The organism is Acerihabitans sp. TG2 (genome assembly GCF_035013185.1).
In the GTDB taxonomy this organism is placed as follows: domain Bacteria; phylum Pseudomonadota; class Gammaproteobacteria; order Enterobacterales; family Enterobacteriaceae; genus Acerihabitans.
Window position 1 is genome coordinate 360,971 of record NZ_JAYGJO010000001.1, and the last position, 16,617, is coordinate 377,587.

Genomic DNA, 16,617 nt, shown 5'->3' on the forward strand with positions numbered 1-16,617 from the left:
ACCCGCAATCTGGCGTATGATGGGTATAACATAACACTATAAGGAGCCGTGATGAATCCTCCATCACCCGAACAGTCTACCCCAGACGTACTGCATGCTCAGGTCAGGCAGACGTTGGTCACGTTTAAACACTCAACCCTTAAGCGCAATCTTAACGAGCTCAAGGCGCTCACCCACTGCGCGCTGCTCGACGGCACGTTGCATATCGAACTGACCATGCCGTTTGCCTGGCACAGCGCGTTCGAGGAATTAAAGGACGCCACCAGTACTGACCTACTGCGCATAACCGGTGCCAAGGCCATAGACTGGCGTTTGATCCACAATATTGCCACCCTGCGCCGGGTGAACGATCTCCCTGGGGTTAAAAACGTCCGCAACCTGATTGCGGTCAGTTCGGGCAAAGGCGGTGTCGGTAAATCCAGCACGGCGGTTAACCTGGCGCTGGCGCTGGCGGCGGAAGGCGCGCGCGTCGGCCTGTTGGATGCCGATATTTACGGGCCGTCGATCCCTGCCATGCTTGGCACCACCCATGAGCGGCCGACCTCACCGGACGGACAGCATATGGCGCCGATTATGGCCCATGGCCTGGCCACCAACTCTATTGGTTATATGGTGACCGAAGACAATGCTATGGTCTGGCGCGGACCGATGGCCAGCAAGGCGCTGTTACAGTTGCTTAACGATACCCTTTGGCCGGAGCTGGATTATCTGGTGCTGGACATGCCCCCGGGCACCGGTGACATCCAGCTCACCCTGGCGCAAAACATCCCGGTCACTGGCGCTCTGGTGGTGACTACGCCGCAGGATATTGCCCTGGCCGATGCGCGCAAAGGCATTGTGATGTTCGAGAAGGTCAGCGTGCCGGTGTTGGGTATCGTGGAAAATATGAGTGTGCATATTTGCAGCCACTGTGGCCATCTGGAGGATATCTTCGGTACCGGTGGGGCGCAACGCTTGGCTGAGCAGTTCAACTGCGCGCTACTGGGCCAATTGCCGTTGCATATCAGCCTGCGTGAAGATCTCGATCGCGGCCAGCCCACAGTGGTCAGCCGTCCGGATAGCGAATTCACCGATCTCTACCGCCAGTTGGCGGGGCAGGTGGCGGCACAGCTGTACTGGCAGGGCGAGATTATCCCCACTGAGATCGGCTTTAAGGCGTTATAGTCCAAGAGGATAGCAAGGGGATAGCTAGCGCCGCTGACTTGCGGTGTCCGGCCCAGGGGAAGCGTGGCGGAGCACTGGGTCGTCCCGCTGTTCGTGACTTGTTCGAACGCCGCATATGTAGTAATGTTACTACATATGCGGCATTCGTCGGGGGAGGCAAAGAATGAACGTAACCTATATATCAAGCCGGGAACTGAACCAAAACATCACTAAAGCTAAAAGAGATGCTTACCAAGGCCCGGTTTTTATCAAATCCCGCAATAAGATTACCCACGTTCTGCTGACCGAGGAAGCTTACCGCACTATTACCGGTGGCCATAAAAGCATTCTGGACGCCTTATCGCCGCCCGATGGGGAGTCATTCGATTTAACCACTGAGCGGGTGAATATCCAAATGAGGCCGGTCGAGCTTTAATATGTATTTGATTGATACCAATGTGATATCCGAACTGTTTAAATCCCATCGGGCGGACCAGAAAGTCAGGGATTGGGCCGCCAGTATTGAACAAGATGAGATGTATACCTCCGCCTTGGTCATCATGGAAATCGAAAAAGGCATATTGTTAAAGGAAAGAAAAGATGTAGCCCAATCGGCTAAAATACGCCAATGGTTTGATCATATTCTCATCCATGGTTTCCATGACCGGATTCTGGCGGTAAATGCTGAAGTGGCATTGTGCTGTGCCAAAATGCACGTGCCCGACCCGAAATGTATGACCGATTCGCTTATTGCGGCCACCGCCATCATCCACAACCTCCAACTGGTGACCCGCAACACCAAGGATTTCGCCGCCACCGGCGTAACGTTATTAAACCCCTGGCTTTAAATCAGCAAATTGGATTAATGCCGCTCAAGCGCCGTCGGATTAACACAATTTGCCGTCACATTGCCCGCCAACGCTGCGATCAGGTTGTCCACCGCACAGGCGACCATGGCATGGCGGGTCTCGTGGGTGGCGGAGCCAATATGTGGCAGGGCCACCACGTTCGGCAGCGTCAGCAGCGGCGAATTTGCCGGCAACGGTTCGTGTTCGAACACATCCAGTCCGGCCGCACGGATCACCCCTTCGCGCAGCGCCTGAATCAGTTCGGTTTCATGCACAATCTTGCCGCGCGAGCCATTAATCAAGATGGCGCTGGACTTCATTTTACGTAATTGGGCATAACCGATGAGTTTTTCGGTTTCCGGCAGCAGTGGCAGTACCACGCAAACAAAATCCGCCTCGGCCAACACCTGATCCATACTGCGTCGCTGTGCATGCAAAAGGGTCTCTGCCTGCGGGTTGGCTACATCGTTATAATAAATCACCGGCATACCAAACCCCAAAAATGCCCGCTTGGCCACCGCATAACCGATCCGTCCCATACCGAGAATGCCGATAGTCTTACCGTTAACATCGGTACCGTAATACTCTTCGCCGATACTGTGCTGCCATTTGCCTTGTTTAACCAGCTCTGCCAGTTCAACGACACGGCGGGCGCTGGTCAAGATCAAGGTAAAAATGGTATCGGCGGTGGTTTCGGTTAACACCCCCGGCGTATGCATCAGCGCGATGCCCCGACGAGTCAGGTCCGGCACGCTAAACTGATCATAACCAACTGAAATAGTGGAAATGGCGCGCAACTGCGGCGCGGCATCGAGCAATGACGCACCGATAGGATGGCTGGCGCCAATCATGCCATCAGCCTGGGCCAGGGCGGCCAGCACCTCCCGGTGGTTATCGGCAGTCATGCCGTCAAACTGGCTCAGGTTGAATGCATGCTGTAGACGCACTACCTGATCGGTGGGAATTTTTTTATACAATACAACGTTCGGTTTCATGGTTATGCCTTATGGTGGCAATCAAAATAAAACGGTGCCGGTGTCTGGCCGCCGTACATATCAGGCCCAGGCTATCTCTCGCCGTCTTATGCCGGCTGAATCGCCGGTGCGGGGACGTGGGCTAGGCGGTCAACGCGGCGGCTACGGACATGGCACGGACCAAACCTTGGCGATCGGGCAATCCCTCGCTATCGCCGATGGCCTGGATCGCCAGCGCGCCGATATGGTTACCGCGTACAATCGCTTCAGGCAGCGGCAAACCTTCGAGCAAGGCGCTGACCACACCCACGGCAAACCCATCACCGGCACCCACCGTATCCACCACCTTGGCCACCTTAATGGCCGGCACCACGCCAGATTGTCCTGCCGCGGTTTTATAAAATGCGCCATCGGCGCCGGTTTTAATCACCACCGCCTGTGCACCGCCGGCCAGATAAAAATCGGCGATCGCCTCCGGTTGGGCAAATCCGGTGAGGATCAGACCTTCATTGATCCCCGGCAGCACCCAATCGGCACTAAAAGCCAGCTTATTGAGCTGGCTAACCATTTCCTGGTGCGAGCGCCACAGCACCGGTCGCAAATTAGGATCAAACGACACCGTCTTGCCGTGTAATTTCATCCACTGCGCGGCATGGGCCGCCAGCTCATAGGACTGCGCGGATAACGCCGCCGCCACCCCGCTCAGATGCAGATGCCTGGCCCGGCCAAAATAATTCGGGTCAAAATCTGCCGTCGACAGCTGGCTAGCAGCGGAGCCTTTGCGATAATACTCAACAATGGGATCGGTTCCAACTGTGGCTTTGGACTTAAGCTGAAAACCGGTGGGTAAGGTCGGATCGAGGGTCACTGACTGGCAATCCACCCGTTCTTTTGCCAAGGTTGCCAGGATAAATCGGCCAAAGGCGTCATTGCCCACACGGCTGACCCAGCCAGAGGTCATGCCCAAACGGGCCAGACCGATGGCGACATTCAGTTCGGCACCTGCTGCGCGCCGGACATAGTGGTCGACTTGGTCCAAATGACCTGATTCGGTGGCGACAAACATGGCCATTGCCTCGCCAAAAGTCACTACATCAAGGGGTTGCAGATCGGTGTCGGACAGAGGGGTTGCGGACATAGATTACTCCTTAAAATGAACCGTTCTCCTGTAACCGGAATGCCGGCAGGGGGAATCGCGTTAGAACAGAGTATGGAACCGGTTCCATTAGTAATCTATCCTTTGTACGTAAAAGTTTGAAGTTGATCACTATTTTATTGATAATGAGAAGCAGGAGACGTGGGGAAGAACATCACCGTCCAAGCGCGACACGCGCTAGTGATCGTCGGACAAAAAAAAGGCCGCCTGTTGGGCGACCTTTTTGACGACGTTATTTGGCAAACTTCCGTTATTTGTACAACTCAGCGGTCATATGCACACGGTTATTGGTGTTGGCTTCAACAATTTTGTACTGGGCACCTTGTTGCTGGGCTTGTGCGGCGATTTTGGCTTCGGCGCCGTCCAGGGTTGACGAGGTCACGGAGACGCTCTGGTCAGCAAAGGTATTGAATGACATCAGTGACAAGGCGGCAACGGCAGCAACAGACAGTGATTTAATGAATTTCATGGTTAACATCCTTTTTAATTTTCTGGTGGAAGGCTGTGTGCCTTCGATGGAGTAATGATAACCATAGTTACTATTAGCGGATTAACAAAAAATGCGATCCACGTCACATTTTATTCGAGAATGACATTCATTTACTCACGGTATTCAGTTACCGGTGGCATTCCTTTATCGGTCACTTTCCTTTATCGGTGACGTCCATTTATTGGTGACGTCCATTTATCGGTAAACAGTCCCTTTACCTCTTTTCCCAACGCGGGTAAGCCACAGACAAAACGATGAACAACAAGAGACTAAAATTATTATGAATAACACTCATGACCCTTCCCCCGTAGGTGAGTCGGGCGAGCCACTGCGCGTGTTGCAGGTTTTGCAATCACCCAGGCTCATGACGCGCGAGTGCCTTGCTGGCGTTGTCACGGCGTTGGCACTGATCCCTGAGGTGATTTCATTTTCTGTCATTGCGGGTGTTGATCCGAAAGTCAGTTTGATCGCATCGATTGTCCTGTGTCTGACGTTGTCTATTCTGGGCGGACGTCCGGCGATGGTGTCTGCAGCAGCAGGTTCTGTGGCCCTGGTGATTGGTCCGATGGTGCATGCCCACGGCGTCGAATATATTTTTCCTGCGGTGGTGCTGGGCGGGACAGTTCAAATTTTATTTGGGCTAACGGGACTGTCACGCATGATGCGTTATATCCCGCGATCGGTGATGATTGGCTTTGTCAACGCGCTGGGGATCCTGATATTTTTCGCTCAGGTGCCTCACGTCTGGGGGCAGTCGAGCTTTGTCTGGGTGATGTTTGTCCTGACGTTGCTGATTGTTTTGCTGCTGCCGCGCGTTCTCAAGGTCGTGCCCTCGCCGCTTATCGCCATCGCCGTGGTGACCGGCGTGGCGCTGCTGATGGGCTACAGATTACCCAATGTGGGCGATGAAGGGCCGATGAGCGCCGGTTTGCCCGGCCTCACCCAGTTGCTGGTTCCGTTGAATGCACAAACCTTGCACATCGTCTGGCCGACGGCGTTAAGTATCGCTTTTGTTGGCCTGATGGAATCATTGTTAACCGCCAAACTGGTCGATGACATTACCGATACGCCTTCCAGCAAGCGTCGTGAATCCTGGGGCCTCGGCGTTGGCAACATTCTTGCGGGCTTTTATGGTGGCACGGCCGGTTGTGCCATGATTGGTCAGACGATCGTCAATGTGGAGCTGGGCAGAGCGCGTAGCCGTGTGTCCACCGTGGCGGCAGCGGCGGTGCTGCTGCTGCTGGTCACCGGCTCCAGTAAACTGTTAGCCCAGATCCCGATGGTGGTATTGGCCGGAATCATGGTTGTGGTCGCGTTAAAAACCGTTAACTGGCATAGCCTGCAACCCGCTACGCTTAAACGCATGCCGTGGTCAGAAACCCTGGTGATGGTCCTCACCGTAGTCGTCACGGTATGGACCAGTAACCTGGCATTAGGGGTCCTGGCCGGCGTGATTGTTGCCATGATCCTGTTTGCTCGCCGTATCGCGCACGTTATTCATACCGAGCGTGAGTTAAGTGATGATGGCGAAAGCGTACGTTATACCGTGCGTGGGCCGCTGTTTTTTGCGAGCAGTAACGACCTGTTTGAGCATTTCGAGTATGGACACGATCCCAAGCGGGTGATTATCGACCTCACGCATGCACAAATTTGGGATGCCTCCACGGTGGCTGCGCTTGATGGTATCGAATATCGCTATCAACGCCATCATGCCAAGGTCATTTTTGAAGGATTAGATGTGCGAAGCAGTGATTTTCATCGTCGCCTGACCGGAAACTTCGATCAATGAACCTTAGGTATTGTTGAATAACCAGATGTGGCCAAACGGGTGATTTATTTGATATCGCCCTGATAGCCATCATTTAAGGTCTTGAGAAACGCAATGATGTCGCGTATATCTCGCTCGGTCATGGCCGGCGGGTCACCGAACTTCCGGTCAAATGGTGCATCTTTCGTATCGATGTTGCCCTGAAACTGTATCGGCAGATCGTTATAGCGCTGGAGGTGACCGGCTGGGTCGCGCGGATAGAATTTTTGTGGGGCGGTATTACGTTCATTGTAAAATGCCAGCACCTGCTCAAGCGAGCTAAAAACACCGTTATGGAAAAAAACCTTGCGTGTCGCCACGTTGCGTAAGGTGGGTGTCAGGAACATGCCACAGTATTGCGTCTGCTGGCTTAAGTCGGTGCGAAAGGGGCCACACAGGCCCATATCAAAGAACGCAGGATTTTTGTTGGCGGCCAGACGGGGGTTCCTCGGTACGCCCAGGGCTTCATACTGATAATCCGTGAACATCGGCGGTTGTCCGTCAGCGCCAGGTTTCGACAGGTGACATCCAGCACAATTGGCCTTATTCGGGTCATTAAACAAACGCATGCCACGGATCTCGGACTGGCTAAAGCGCGCCTTGCCTTCCAGCCAATAATCATATTTGCTGGAGTAGGGGTGAAATGATCGATCTTCAACCTGGTAACGCGCGACGGCTGACATGGCCTCCGACACGGCAAGCGTAGCGTTGTCGAACACCTGTGGGCCAAATAACTGAACAAAATCATTTTTATAAGGGCTGTGTTCAAGCTTTTGTTTAACCTCGGCCATGCTGGTATTGGCCATCTCCACCGGATTAAACAGGGGACCCAACGCCTGCGCCTGCAGGGTATCCGCCCGACCGTCCCAGAATAATCCGCCTTGTGGCACCATCGCCGGGGCGGCTGGGGTGACGCCGGCATTTTTTTGCCCACGCTCCAGGTGAGCGGACTGATTGGCGAGCAGGGTTAAATCTGGCGGACTGTCGGCTTCACCGCTGTCCGGTCCAATACTGAAATTGGGCTGATGGGCGAGGTACATCAGGGATTGTGGCGGCCGAAAGCCCGGTTGTGACAGGGTCGGCCCACCTAACTGAACGGCAAGGTCATTTGCCGGACCATAGGCATGATCCGGGCTATGACATGCGGCACAAGAACGTTGACCCGACGCCGACAGCGTCGAATCGAAAAAAATCTTTTTACCCAGCTGTGCCACCGCACTGAGCTCAGGGGCGGCGGGTGCAGGCAGCAGAACGATAGGGTGGGGGTTCTCACCGCTGAGGTCCTCAACTATTGAGTCTGCCAGCGCTAACACGTTGGCAGGGTAAAACAACGCCCACATGACCAGGCATGCGGCAACCACCACCGTTACCGCGACCAGCAGGCGCCCTCCATTACGCATTGTCACCTCGATAACCCAACCTTAAATCGTCGGTACGGAGGAGACTACCGATCCCAAGTTGGGATCGACAAACACCGTCGGGTTATTACCGCTGCCGCTGAGGTTAAACATACCCATAATGCTGCCTGACGTGGCATCCAGCGAACCGCCGCCGATGCGCTGTCCATTCAGCCAGTTATCTTCGATAAATTTCACCACCGAGGCCTGACTGATCGGCGTATGGTCAACATAATTCACCTTAGCCCATGGCGAAATCACCAAGAACGGAATTCGGGTGCCTGGACCACAGCGGCCATTGACCGGCGCACCCTTCACCCCGAGCCCAACGCTGCCAGAACCGCACTTGCCCGCGCCATTTAACTGATCAGCCTGTGCATCGAACGACGCACTGGTCGGTGTAGCATACGCGTGATCGTACCAACCATCCGAGTCATCCCATGCCACAATAACCGCCGTATTTTTCCAGTCGGGCTGCTGCTGTAGAAAATTGACGATTTTGGCGGTGAATGCCTGTTCATCAAGTGGATCAGAATAACCGGCATGGCCGTCCTGATAGGCTGGAGCCTTAATAAAACTCACCGACGGATAGTTGCCCGATTTCACCGCAGCAATAAAATCATCCGAATCGTATTGGTGATTGGCCGGCTCGGGGGTTTTGCCATCCGATTCCAGGCTATAACCAATGGCTGCCGTCGAGCTTGGTCGCAGGTGCTGGGCATTGGCGGTGGAGGCGTAGTACTGGAACCAGTTGTGGTGTGGAATGTAATCAGCCGTTGCTTGCCCAACCGCCGGGGCGATGGTATTGCGTTTACAGCCGGTGGATCCGTTACCGTTGACCGTTGAAAGGTCAAAGCCGGCCATGAAACCACCCCAGGTAATATGCTTGGTGTTGAGCAGGTCGCCAATATTCTTGCCGGACATCATAATCTGGTCGGTGGCGCTCGAGCAGACGTCGTTGGCGGGATCAGCGTCATTGATCAGTGTGTAGCCGCCCTGCGCGTCATTGATGTAATAAGAGCGCGAGCCCAAGGTAAATGGCGTATAGGAGGTCTTCACCAACTGCACGCCGTTATTCTGACCGGAGACCACTTCCAGGGCCCCCGGCGTCGAAGGGCCATAAGTATCGGTGTAGGCGTTATCACTCATTGCATAATGTTGCGCATAGTTCCACAGCGCCGTCACGGTATTACCATCATAATAACCCATGACCAGGCCGGTGGTGCCAAAGGCCCCGGCGCCTCCCTTCGACCCCTTGCCGGTATATTTAGGAAACAAATCGCTGGCGCCATTGTGATAGGCCTGTTGCTCTGCGGTATAGGCATGACTCTGATCGGCCGTGGCGGCCTGACTGCGATCCAATCGGAACGGGTTAACCGCGCCCGCACCGTTTTCGGTATTGGTTGCGTTGGGGTTGGCGCTCAGTAAGGCACCACGCAAACCATTCACCCTCGGCGTATCAGCCGCGGCAGTGAAACGCGGTTCGCCCGGAGGATTGGTGGCTTTTGGGTACGTTGCGAAATAGTGGTCGAATGAAACGTTCTCATTATAAATCACCACCAGATGCTTGACTGGCGTGGCGGTGACCAATTGGTCTTGTACCGACAGGGGGCTGTTATCGGCGTTGGCGATCGCGCACAATGACAGCACTGTCGCGACGCTTGAAAGGGTAAACACAAAAGCGCGTGAAAACATGCGTAATGGCCCATGGCGAGTTTAAGGGTGTTTACCACGGTTCAACTGATGGGTGAACCGTGGCACCGAGGATAAAACCACTATGGGATATATCATCCAACCATGACAAAAACATGACAATGTACTGAATACAGTAGCATTGTCGGTTGGTATTTTATTCCAGTGGGACAAACTTCAAGCTGGCCAAAGGTTGTACTTTTTCAGCACGCACCATTTTATAATCGGTATCAGGGCCAATCCAGCGATTCCATATCTGGTCGATCTCGCCAGCAGCATCCATGGCGTAAAGGCTGCTATTCACTTTCGCCAATAACGCCGGTTCCCCTTGTTTTAACCCCACCGCAATCGGTTCCAAGGCCATAGGTTCTTTGATAATGGCCAAGTTGACGCCATCTTTTTTGGCCTGCATCACCAGCTTAGTGGCCGTCATATTGTTAGTGACAAAACCGACCGATTTGTTCTGCTGCAATGCCAAATAGGCGGAGGCGGTATCTTGGAACGTCACGGGTTTGGCGTCCGCCATACGGATGGATTGTTCCGATGTTGAACCTTTAGTCGCGCTGATACGTTTCCCTTTAAAGTCTGCCCTGGTTTTGTCAGCATCAACACTTTTCACCACCAATACCTCTTTGGCGATATAATAGGGATCGCTGAATTGAATTTGCGCGGCGCGGGTCTTGGTATACGCCAAATTAGCCACCAATACATCAACCCGGCCGGTGGTCAGCACCGCGATGCGCGCCTCGACGGATACCGGCATCAGATTGAGTTTCACCCCCATCTGTTTGGCCAATGCGCCACATAAATCCACATCCATGCCCACCAGTTTGCGGGTTTTAACGTCTGGTGAGGAAAATGGCGGAACGTCTGAGTAAACGCCACAGTTGAGTACGCCACGTCCCTGAATATCCGACAGCATGTTGGCCAGAGAAGGTAATGCGGTCAATAGCAACGGTACCGCAAGCAATACCACACTTAATTTATTTACGTTTTTCATATCATGGTGCTCCAATAGTGCAAAACAGGCGATAGAATCAGTGTTGGCGCAGGTCTGCCAGGAAACGTTGTGCCCGTGGGTGCTGTGGGCGGGTAAAAAATTGCTCAGGCGGTGCTTGTTCCAAAATCCGTCCTTCGTCCATAAACCAAACGGTATCAGCAACCTCACGCGCAAAGTTCATTTCATGGGTAACGCACATCATGGTCATGCCGTCTTGCGCCAGACCGCGCATAACGCTTAATACTTCGCCCACCATTTCCGGATCCAGGGCGCTGGTCGGTTCGTCAAACAGCATTACCGGGGGTTTCATCGCCAAGGCCCGGGCGATGGCAACCCGCTGCTGTTGGCCACCGGAAAGTTGGGCCGGATAGGCATTAGCCTTATGCGACAGCCCCACACGCTCAAGCAGTTCCAGCGCGTGCTTATGAACCTCAGCGCGACGTAGCCCCAGTACCTTTAAAGGGGATAACATAATATTATCCAGCACCGAAATGTGGGGAAACAGGTTAAAGCTTTGGAACACAAACCCAATGCGGGTGCGCAGATGGTTCAATCGGGTACTGGTACCATGAATATCGTGGCCGTCGAACAAAATTTGACCTTCTTCGATAGGTTCCAGACGATTAACCGTGCGGATCAGGGTGGATTTACCTGAACCGGAGGGTCCGCACACCACCACCACCTCGCCGCTCTTGATTTCCGCGCTCAGGTCGGTAAGCGCCTGATATTCGCCATACCATTTGTTGACCCGGTTAAACATAATCATCGGAATCATCCGGTCACTCCTATTGAATTAAGATTTTGGGGTTAAGAGGGCGGCTTTTGCCGTGCCGGAGGACGGCGAACTCAGGCGTTTTCGGGCAATTCTTTGTTCCATGTGACTGGCAAGCGCCGTCAAACTGAAACAAATGATGTAATAACTCAGGGCGACAATCGCAAAAACGGCAAAGGGCTTGGTGAGTAGCTGATTATTGACCTGATTGGCGGCGAACGTCAGTTCCTGAACATTGATGACATAACCCAACGTACTGTCTTTGATGATCGATACCAGCTGGCTTATCATACTGGGCAACATGTTAAACAGTGCCTGTGGCAAGATAATCAGACGAAAAGCCTTGAGGTAACTCATCCCCATCGCACGGGCTGCTTCATACTGGCCCGATGGCAGTGCCTGAATGCCCGCACGCACAATCTCGGCAATATAGGCGCTTTCATACACCACCAAGGTACACAGCATGGTGGTGAATCCGTCGACGTTGCGACCGAGTAGCAGCGGAACGCAAAAGTAAGTCCAGAACACCACCATGACCAGCGGAATACCGCGCAATATGTACACCCAGGAGGCGGCAAAATAGCGCAGCCAACGAAAGGGAGAGACCCGGGCCATGCCCAACACTAACCCCACTGGCAACGCAAACAGCATGGCGAGCAAAGACAGCACCAAGGTACAGGCAATCCCGCCTAAGGGCCCATTAGGATATTGGCCTACCAGGAACAGCATCCAGTTTTGCTGAATTATCGAAAAAAAATCGAACATGTCGTTTACCTCGCCAACGCGCGCTGATACCGCTGCGCCAGAATCGCGCCGGCGCCCATCAACAGCAGCGAGCAGGCCAGATAGGCAACAGAGGAGATCAGGTACACTTCGAAAGTACGGAAGGTATAGTTTTCAATCTCACGCGTGGCATAGGTCAGTTCCGCCACGCCAATCACCATCGCCAGGCTGGTATTCTTGAACAGTAGTACCGTATGGTTGATCAATGCGGGTAGCGCGTTGCGTATGCTTTGCGGCAAAATCACCCAGCGCATGGAACGGATATACCCCATGCCCAGCGCCCGTGCAGCTTCAGTTTGACCACTAGGAATGGCGCGCAATCCGCTGCGAATATCTTCACAGAAGTAGGCCGCCTGGCATAAACCTAAAGCGGTAAGCGAGAACACAAACTCACTATTGAAATTGTTCAACCAGATTTGTACTGATGCAGGCAACAGCGTCGGAATGGCAAAATACCAGATCATCAGCTGGATTAACGTGGGTACATTGCGGTGATAAGAGACATAGACGGCGACCAGGGCGGTGGTCACCCGCTTGTTAGCCAGGCGCAGCAACACCAATAGTACGGCCAGCGCCATGGCCAAGAGCCAGGAGCCAAGGGCCAATTGTAATGTCAACTTGATGCCGGATAACAGCATCGCGCCGTACTGCCCATGCAAAACCACACCAAAATCAAGCGTATTGTTCATCAGCCTTCCTTCCACATTAACGACACCGCCAGTTTCTCACGAGGTAGTATCATCCGGACGCATCGTCGACAGCCCGCCCGGCACTTGCAAGGTTGGCGTGAGTTCAATGTGCCCAATATTCACCGCAATCGGTGCCGCAATGCTAAAGGACACCGCATCGGCAACATCCTTGGCCAGCGGTAACTCAAAACCATCGATATAGCGTCTGCGCGCTTCTTCAGCATCGCCCAGTACATTACCGAAGATCTCCGTCGCCACCCGGCCCGGACAAATCTCGGTCACCCGCACGCGTTTACCGTAGACATCGATCCGCAGCTGGCGTGATAACATGTGCACCGCAGCTTTGGTCGCGTGGTAGATGGTGTTGCCGTTGAAGTTGTATACCCCGGCAATAGAAGAGATGTTGATCACGTGGCCGCAGTCACGCTTAACCATGCCCGGGACCAACAACCGGGTTAAATGCAGTACCGCGCGCAGGTTAACATCCACCTGGCTGTCGATACCGTCTGCATCGGAATCCAGCAGAGAACCCGAACGGGAAACCCCGGCGTTATTCACCAGAATATCAATGTCGAGTCCTTTACAGAGCTCGGTTAAGGCCTCGGTGTCGGAGATATCCAACACGTGTGGGATACAACCTGTACGTTCAGCCAATTGCGCCAATTGGTCATGGCGCCGTGCAACGGCGTGCACCGTGAGGCCTTCGCGACAAAAACGCTCAACGATCGCTTCACCCAGACCGGCGGAGGCCCCGGTGACCAGCGCGGTTTTATAATCTGAAAATGGCATAGTGTTTTCCTTGATAGTTGCCGAGCAAACCCACCGGCGGAAATACGAATAAAATGACTGTAACCAGTAATCTTGGGGGGCGATAAGACAGAAAGCCTGTGTGGCAATAAGGCTGTCTTATGGGTACCCGCGCATGATCACCTATGCTGTGAAATCGGCACGATTTTTACCCCAATCCCTTCAATGTCCTGGCGTAATTGTTTGGCCAGCGCCAGTGCGCCTTGGGTATCGCCATGCAACAGGACTGAGGTAACCTGCATATTGAGCACCTCTCCTTCAATGGTTTGCACGGTGCCTTGCGTTAGCAGACGGATGACCCTTTGGCTAACCAGTTGCAGATCGTGGATCACCGCGCCAGGTAAACCGCGCCTCACCAGCATGCCCTTGCGGTCATAGGCCCGATCCGCCAAGAAGGTGGTCGCGACCCTAAACCCCAGTTCTCGAGCCATCTGTTCAACGGCATTGCCGGCGGTGGTACTGATGATCAGCGTGGCGTCGAAGGCTTTTACTGCGCTTAACAACGGCAATGCCAGTTGGGCATCCTCCGCTGCCATATTGCCTAACGCCCCGTGAAAACTCATATGGGTCATCGGGTAATCTGCCGCTCGGGCAAAACCCGCCAGCGCGCCCAGTTGATACGTCACATAATGTGCCAGGGTATCGGTATCGATGTGCATGCGGCGACGGCCAAAACCGAGCAAATCGGGAAAACCCACATGGGCGCCCAAATCAACCTGGAACTGCTTGGCCAACACCACGCTGTTGGCCATGATAGCCGCGTCACCGGCATGGAAACCGCAGGCGACATTGGCCGAGGAAATTAATGGCATTAACGCGTTATCATCCGCGATACGGTAATCGCCAAACCCCTCGCCGAGATCGGCGTTAAGATCGATAATTTTCATCTGGTTCTCCTTATTGCCCCTGAGACAGGGCGATGAGTTCAGTACCGAATTCCACAACGGTGCCATTGGTGACGCACTGCCGCTGCACTATGCCCGATTCCGGGCTATACACCGGCAGCAATAGCTGGCCGATACCGAGCAAGGCAATCATGTCTCCGGCGCAGATCGTGGCCCCTGTTTTGGCGATCATCTGGTCGTTGAGCGGATGGGTAAACCAGATAATACCCGGCCGTTGTGCCGTGACAGTTGCCGTGACAGTTGCGGTGACCGTCGCCTGGGCAAGAGGCGTGGCGGCGCTGGCTAGCGCAGCGCCCGCAGGCATCGCCGCAGGGAAAGCTGTGCTGGTGGACATCACCATGGGTTGCGTGGGATCACAGCGCAGATGTACCCGGTAGTGATGGCCAGCGATTTCAATATCGTGCAAACCAGAACGGTTCATCTTCAGCGCAATCTGGCGTAGTTCAGCAATAGCTAACATCACATACTCTCCAAAACCCGGGATTAACCTGCATAACGTCGGTGGCAGTCAATTTGCGCGATCACTTTTTGCAGATAAGCCTGCTGTTGAGCGTCGGCAACACGGGCTTGTTGATAACTGACCTGAATAAAACGGACCAGGCTGCCGACCGGAATTTGCCCCAACACCCACATGTCGGCATCGATCACGGTGCCGAATTTGGGATAACCGCCGCTGGGCTGTGCATCGCGCATTTGGATAATTGGCTGGCCGTTGTGTGGTATCTGAATCACTCCGGGAACGATGCCGTGCGAACGCATCTCCAGCGGTGCTTTGGCTATCAGCGGCTGACCCGATAAACGGTAGCCATAGCGGTTGCTCTGTGGCGTAATTTGCCACGCTTGAAGCCAAAATGCCTGGCACGAATCTTCGGTGAAAATACCGTATTCCGCCGCCGGCAACACCCGGATCAGGGGGACCGGTGTGTCGGCGACACCCAGTCCATACCACGGCGGCATAATGCCGAAATCCACGGGACCGGCCTGTTTAGGTTCGATGGCGTACAGCCGATCGCCCTGGTGTAAACCTCGCCCCTGGAAGCCGCCAAATTCACCCCGCAGCTGAGTGCTGCGCGAACCCAGCACCGCCGGGACATCGACCCCCCCAGGCAAATGCAAATAGGCGCGGGTGGTGCGGCGAGAGGCATGCAGCGTCAAACGCTGCCCCTTACGCGCTTGTGCGCTCCACCAGAAAGGCAACATCACATCGTCGAGCATCACCCGGCCATCATGGCCAGTCACGGCAAAACAGCAGTCGTCCATAAAACGCACTTGGAACGGAAACAGTGGAATTTCAATCGCCGCAGCATTGGGGACATTGCCGAGCATCGCGTTACCCAATTGCAAGGCCAATGGATCCATCACGCCAGCGGTGCCGACCCCATAGTGCAGGCTGCCGGTGCGCCCGAGATCTTGCACACTGCTCAGCGGCGTGGTTTTTTCAATCACAATCATGCGCGCACTCCTACCGCTTTAAATACCACGTTGTCACCCGGCAGCAGGGTGACCGGTGGGCGAGCGCCGGCATCAAAGAAGATAAAATCCGTATGACCGATGGTATTCCAACCGCTGGGGCCCGCCGAGGCGGAAACCCCGGTTTGTAGTCCGCCGATGGACACGGCGCCGCCGGGAATGCTCATTAAGGGTGTTTGGCGCCGCGGGGTGGCGATGCGGGGATCCATATTGCCGAGGTAACAATAACCGGGGTGGCTGCCAAGGGCATATACCGGATAAAGCGGGGCGCTGTGACAGGCGACCACGTCACTGACACTCAGGCCGCTGTGCTCGGCCACATCAAGCAGATGTGGGCCCAATTCGCCACCATAAAACACCGACAGCTCAACCGTTTTTCCCTGTAGTGTCTTACGTTCATCACGTGCCCACTGCACAAGCAGTTGTCTAAACAGCTGTTCTGGTTCTGCAGGTAGGGTGGTAAATACCAACATCAGATTATTCATGCCGGGTACCGACTCGGCAAGCTCCGGCAGACCGTTGGCATAGTCGGCCAACGCCCATATACGTTGCTGGTTCTCCAGTCCTAAGGGGCCTGGCGCTTCAAATAATAACGCCCGCGTACCTAACAAGCTCAATTGCGGGGTGTCCCACTGTTGCGCAAGGTCCATCGTTACCTCTTATCACCCCTGATTATGGCTCAGG

General features: G+C 54.4%; 18 protein-coding genes. 4 read left to right on the forward strand and 14 right to left on the reverse strand.

Annotated elements, in window-relative coordinates; all coding sequences use genetic code 11:
* The first annotated feature begins 51 nt into the window (after positions 1-51).
* From apbC to SJI19_RS01605, 3 genes are all read left to right on the forward strand, one after another.
* Positions 52-1,164 carry an iron-sulfur cluster carrier protein ApbC gene (gene apbC / locus SJI19_RS01595; protein ID WP_323476493.1) on the forward strand — a complete coding sequence of 371 codons (1,113 nt, stop codon included), beginning with the start codon at positions 52-54 and terminating at the stop codon, positions 1,162-1,164.
* 163 nt (positions 1,165-1,327) lie between these two features.
* Positions 1,328-1,579, forward strand: coding sequence for a type II toxin-antitoxin system Phd/YefM family antitoxin (locus SJI19_RS01600; protein ID WP_323476494.1), 252 nt, complete (start codon positions 1,328-1,330; stop codon positions 1,577-1,579).
* A gap of 1 nt (position 1,580) precedes the next feature.
* The gene (locus SJI19_RS01605) at positions 1,581-1,991 is read left to right on the forward strand and encodes a type II toxin-antitoxin system VapC family toxin (protein ID WP_323476495.1); all 411 of its coding nucleotides are present in this window, start codon (positions 1,581-1,583) and stop codon (positions 1,989-1,991) included.
* Positions 1,992-2,005: 14 nt separating this feature from the next.
* Here SJI19_RS01605 and SJI19_RS01610 read toward each other — a convergent pair whose 3' ends face one another.
* The 3 genes from SJI19_RS01610 to SJI19_RS01620 all read right to left on the reverse strand — a co-directional run bounded on the left by SJI19_RS01610 (position 2,006) and on the right by SJI19_RS01620 (position 4,590).
* Positions 2,006-2,986: an NAD(P)-dependent oxidoreductase gene (locus SJI19_RS01610; protein WP_323476496.1), complete on the reverse strand. Its 981-nt coding sequence runs from the start codon at positions 2,984-2,986 to the stop codon at positions 2,006-2,008.
* Between the two features lie 121 nt (positions 2,987-3,107).
* Positions 3,108-4,103 (reverse strand): sugar kinase, encoded by a 996-nt coding sequence (locus tag SJI19_RS01615; RefSeq protein WP_323476497.1) that lies wholly within the window; start codon positions 4,101-4,103, stop codon positions 3,108-3,110.
* Positions 4,104-4,371: 268 nt separating this feature from the next.
* On the reverse strand, positions 4,372-4,590 hold the full coding sequence (locus SJI19_RS01620) for a YdgH/BhsA/McbA-like domain containing protein (protein ID WP_323476498.1): 219 nt from the start codon (positions 4,588-4,590) through the stop codon (positions 4,372-4,374).
* A gap of 301 nt (positions 4,591-4,891) precedes the next feature.
* Between SJI19_RS01620 and SJI19_RS01625 the strand changes: the two genes are divergently transcribed.
* Positions 4,892-6,400, forward strand: a complete 1,509-nt coding sequence (locus SJI19_RS01625; RefSeq protein ID WP_323476499.1) for a SulP family inorganic anion transporter — start codon at positions 4,892-4,894, stop codon at positions 6,398-6,400.
* A 44-nt stretch (positions 6,401-6,444) separates the two neighbouring features.
* Here the strand turns inward: SJI19_RS01625 and SJI19_RS01630 are convergent, their stop codons facing one another.
* The 11 genes from SJI19_RS01630 to pxpB all read right to left on the reverse strand — a co-directional run bounded on the left by SJI19_RS01630 (position 6,445) and on the right by pxpB (position 16,583).
* Entirely contained in the window at positions 6,445-7,818 is a 1,374-nt protein-coding gene (locus SJI19_RS01630; protein WP_323476500.1) for a cytochrome-c peroxidase, read from the reverse strand.
* 21 nt (positions 7,819-7,839) lie between these two features.
* Positions 7,840-9,510 (reverse strand): alkaline phosphatase family protein, encoded by a 1,671-nt coding sequence (locus tag SJI19_RS01635; protein WP_323476501.1) that lies wholly within the window; start codon positions 9,508-9,510, stop codon positions 7,840-7,842.
* A gap of 154 nt (positions 9,511-9,664) precedes the next feature.
* Positions 9,665-10,507 (reverse strand): ABC transporter substrate-binding protein, encoded by an 843-nt coding sequence (locus SJI19_RS01640; protein WP_323476502.1) that lies wholly within the window; start codon positions 10,505-10,507, stop codon positions 9,665-9,667.
* Between the two features lie 37 nt (positions 10,508-10,544).
* Positions 10,545-11,282 carry an amino acid ABC transporter ATP-binding protein gene (locus SJI19_RS01645; protein ID WP_323476503.1) on the reverse strand — a complete coding sequence of 246 codons (738 nt, stop codon included), beginning with the start codon at positions 11,280-11,282 and terminating at the stop codon, positions 10,545-10,547.
* 18 nt (positions 11,283-11,300) lie between these two features.
* Complete coding sequence (locus tag SJI19_RS01650) at positions 11,301-12,044, reverse strand: amino acid ABC transporter permease (protein WP_323476504.1); 744 nt, start codon at positions 12,042-12,044, stop codon at positions 11,301-11,303.
* Positions 12,045-12,049: 5 nt separating this feature from the next.
* Positions 12,050-12,751 (reverse strand): amino acid ABC transporter permease, encoded by a 702-nt coding sequence (locus SJI19_RS01655; RefSeq protein WP_323476505.1) that lies wholly within the window; start codon positions 12,749-12,751, stop codon positions 12,050-12,052.
* Between the two features lie 36 nt (positions 12,752-12,787).
* Positions 12,788-13,540: an SDR family oxidoreductase gene (locus SJI19_RS01660; RefSeq protein ID WP_323476506.1), complete on the reverse strand. Its 753-nt coding sequence runs from the start codon at positions 13,538-13,540 to the stop codon at positions 12,788-12,790.
* Positions 13,541-13,677: 137 nt separating this feature from the next.
* Positions 13,678-14,445, reverse strand: coding sequence for a 5-oxoprolinase subunit PxpA (locus SJI19_RS01665; RefSeq protein WP_323476507.1), 768 nt, complete (start codon positions 14,443-14,445; stop codon positions 13,678-13,680).
* A gap of 10 nt (positions 14,446-14,455) precedes the next feature.
* The gene (locus tag SJI19_RS01670) at positions 14,456-14,923 is read right to left on the reverse strand and encodes a hypothetical protein (RefSeq protein ID WP_323476508.1); all 468 of its coding nucleotides are present in this window, start codon (positions 14,921-14,923) and stop codon (positions 14,456-14,458) included.
* Between the two features lie 23 nt (positions 14,924-14,946).
* Positions 14,947-15,915, reverse strand: coding sequence for a biotin-dependent carboxyltransferase family protein (locus tag SJI19_RS01675; protein ID WP_323476509.1), 969 nt, complete (start codon positions 15,913-15,915; stop codon positions 14,947-14,949).
* Positions 15,912-16,583 carry a 5-oxoprolinase subunit PxpB gene (gene pxpB, locus SJI19_RS01680; protein ID WP_323476510.1) on the reverse strand — a complete coding sequence of 224 codons (672 nt, stop codon included), beginning with the start codon at positions 16,581-16,583 and terminating at the stop codon, positions 15,912-15,914. Before pxpB ends, SJI19_RS01675 begins: the two co-directional genes overlap by 4 nt.
* Between the last annotated feature and the right edge of the window lie 34 nt (positions 16,584-16,617).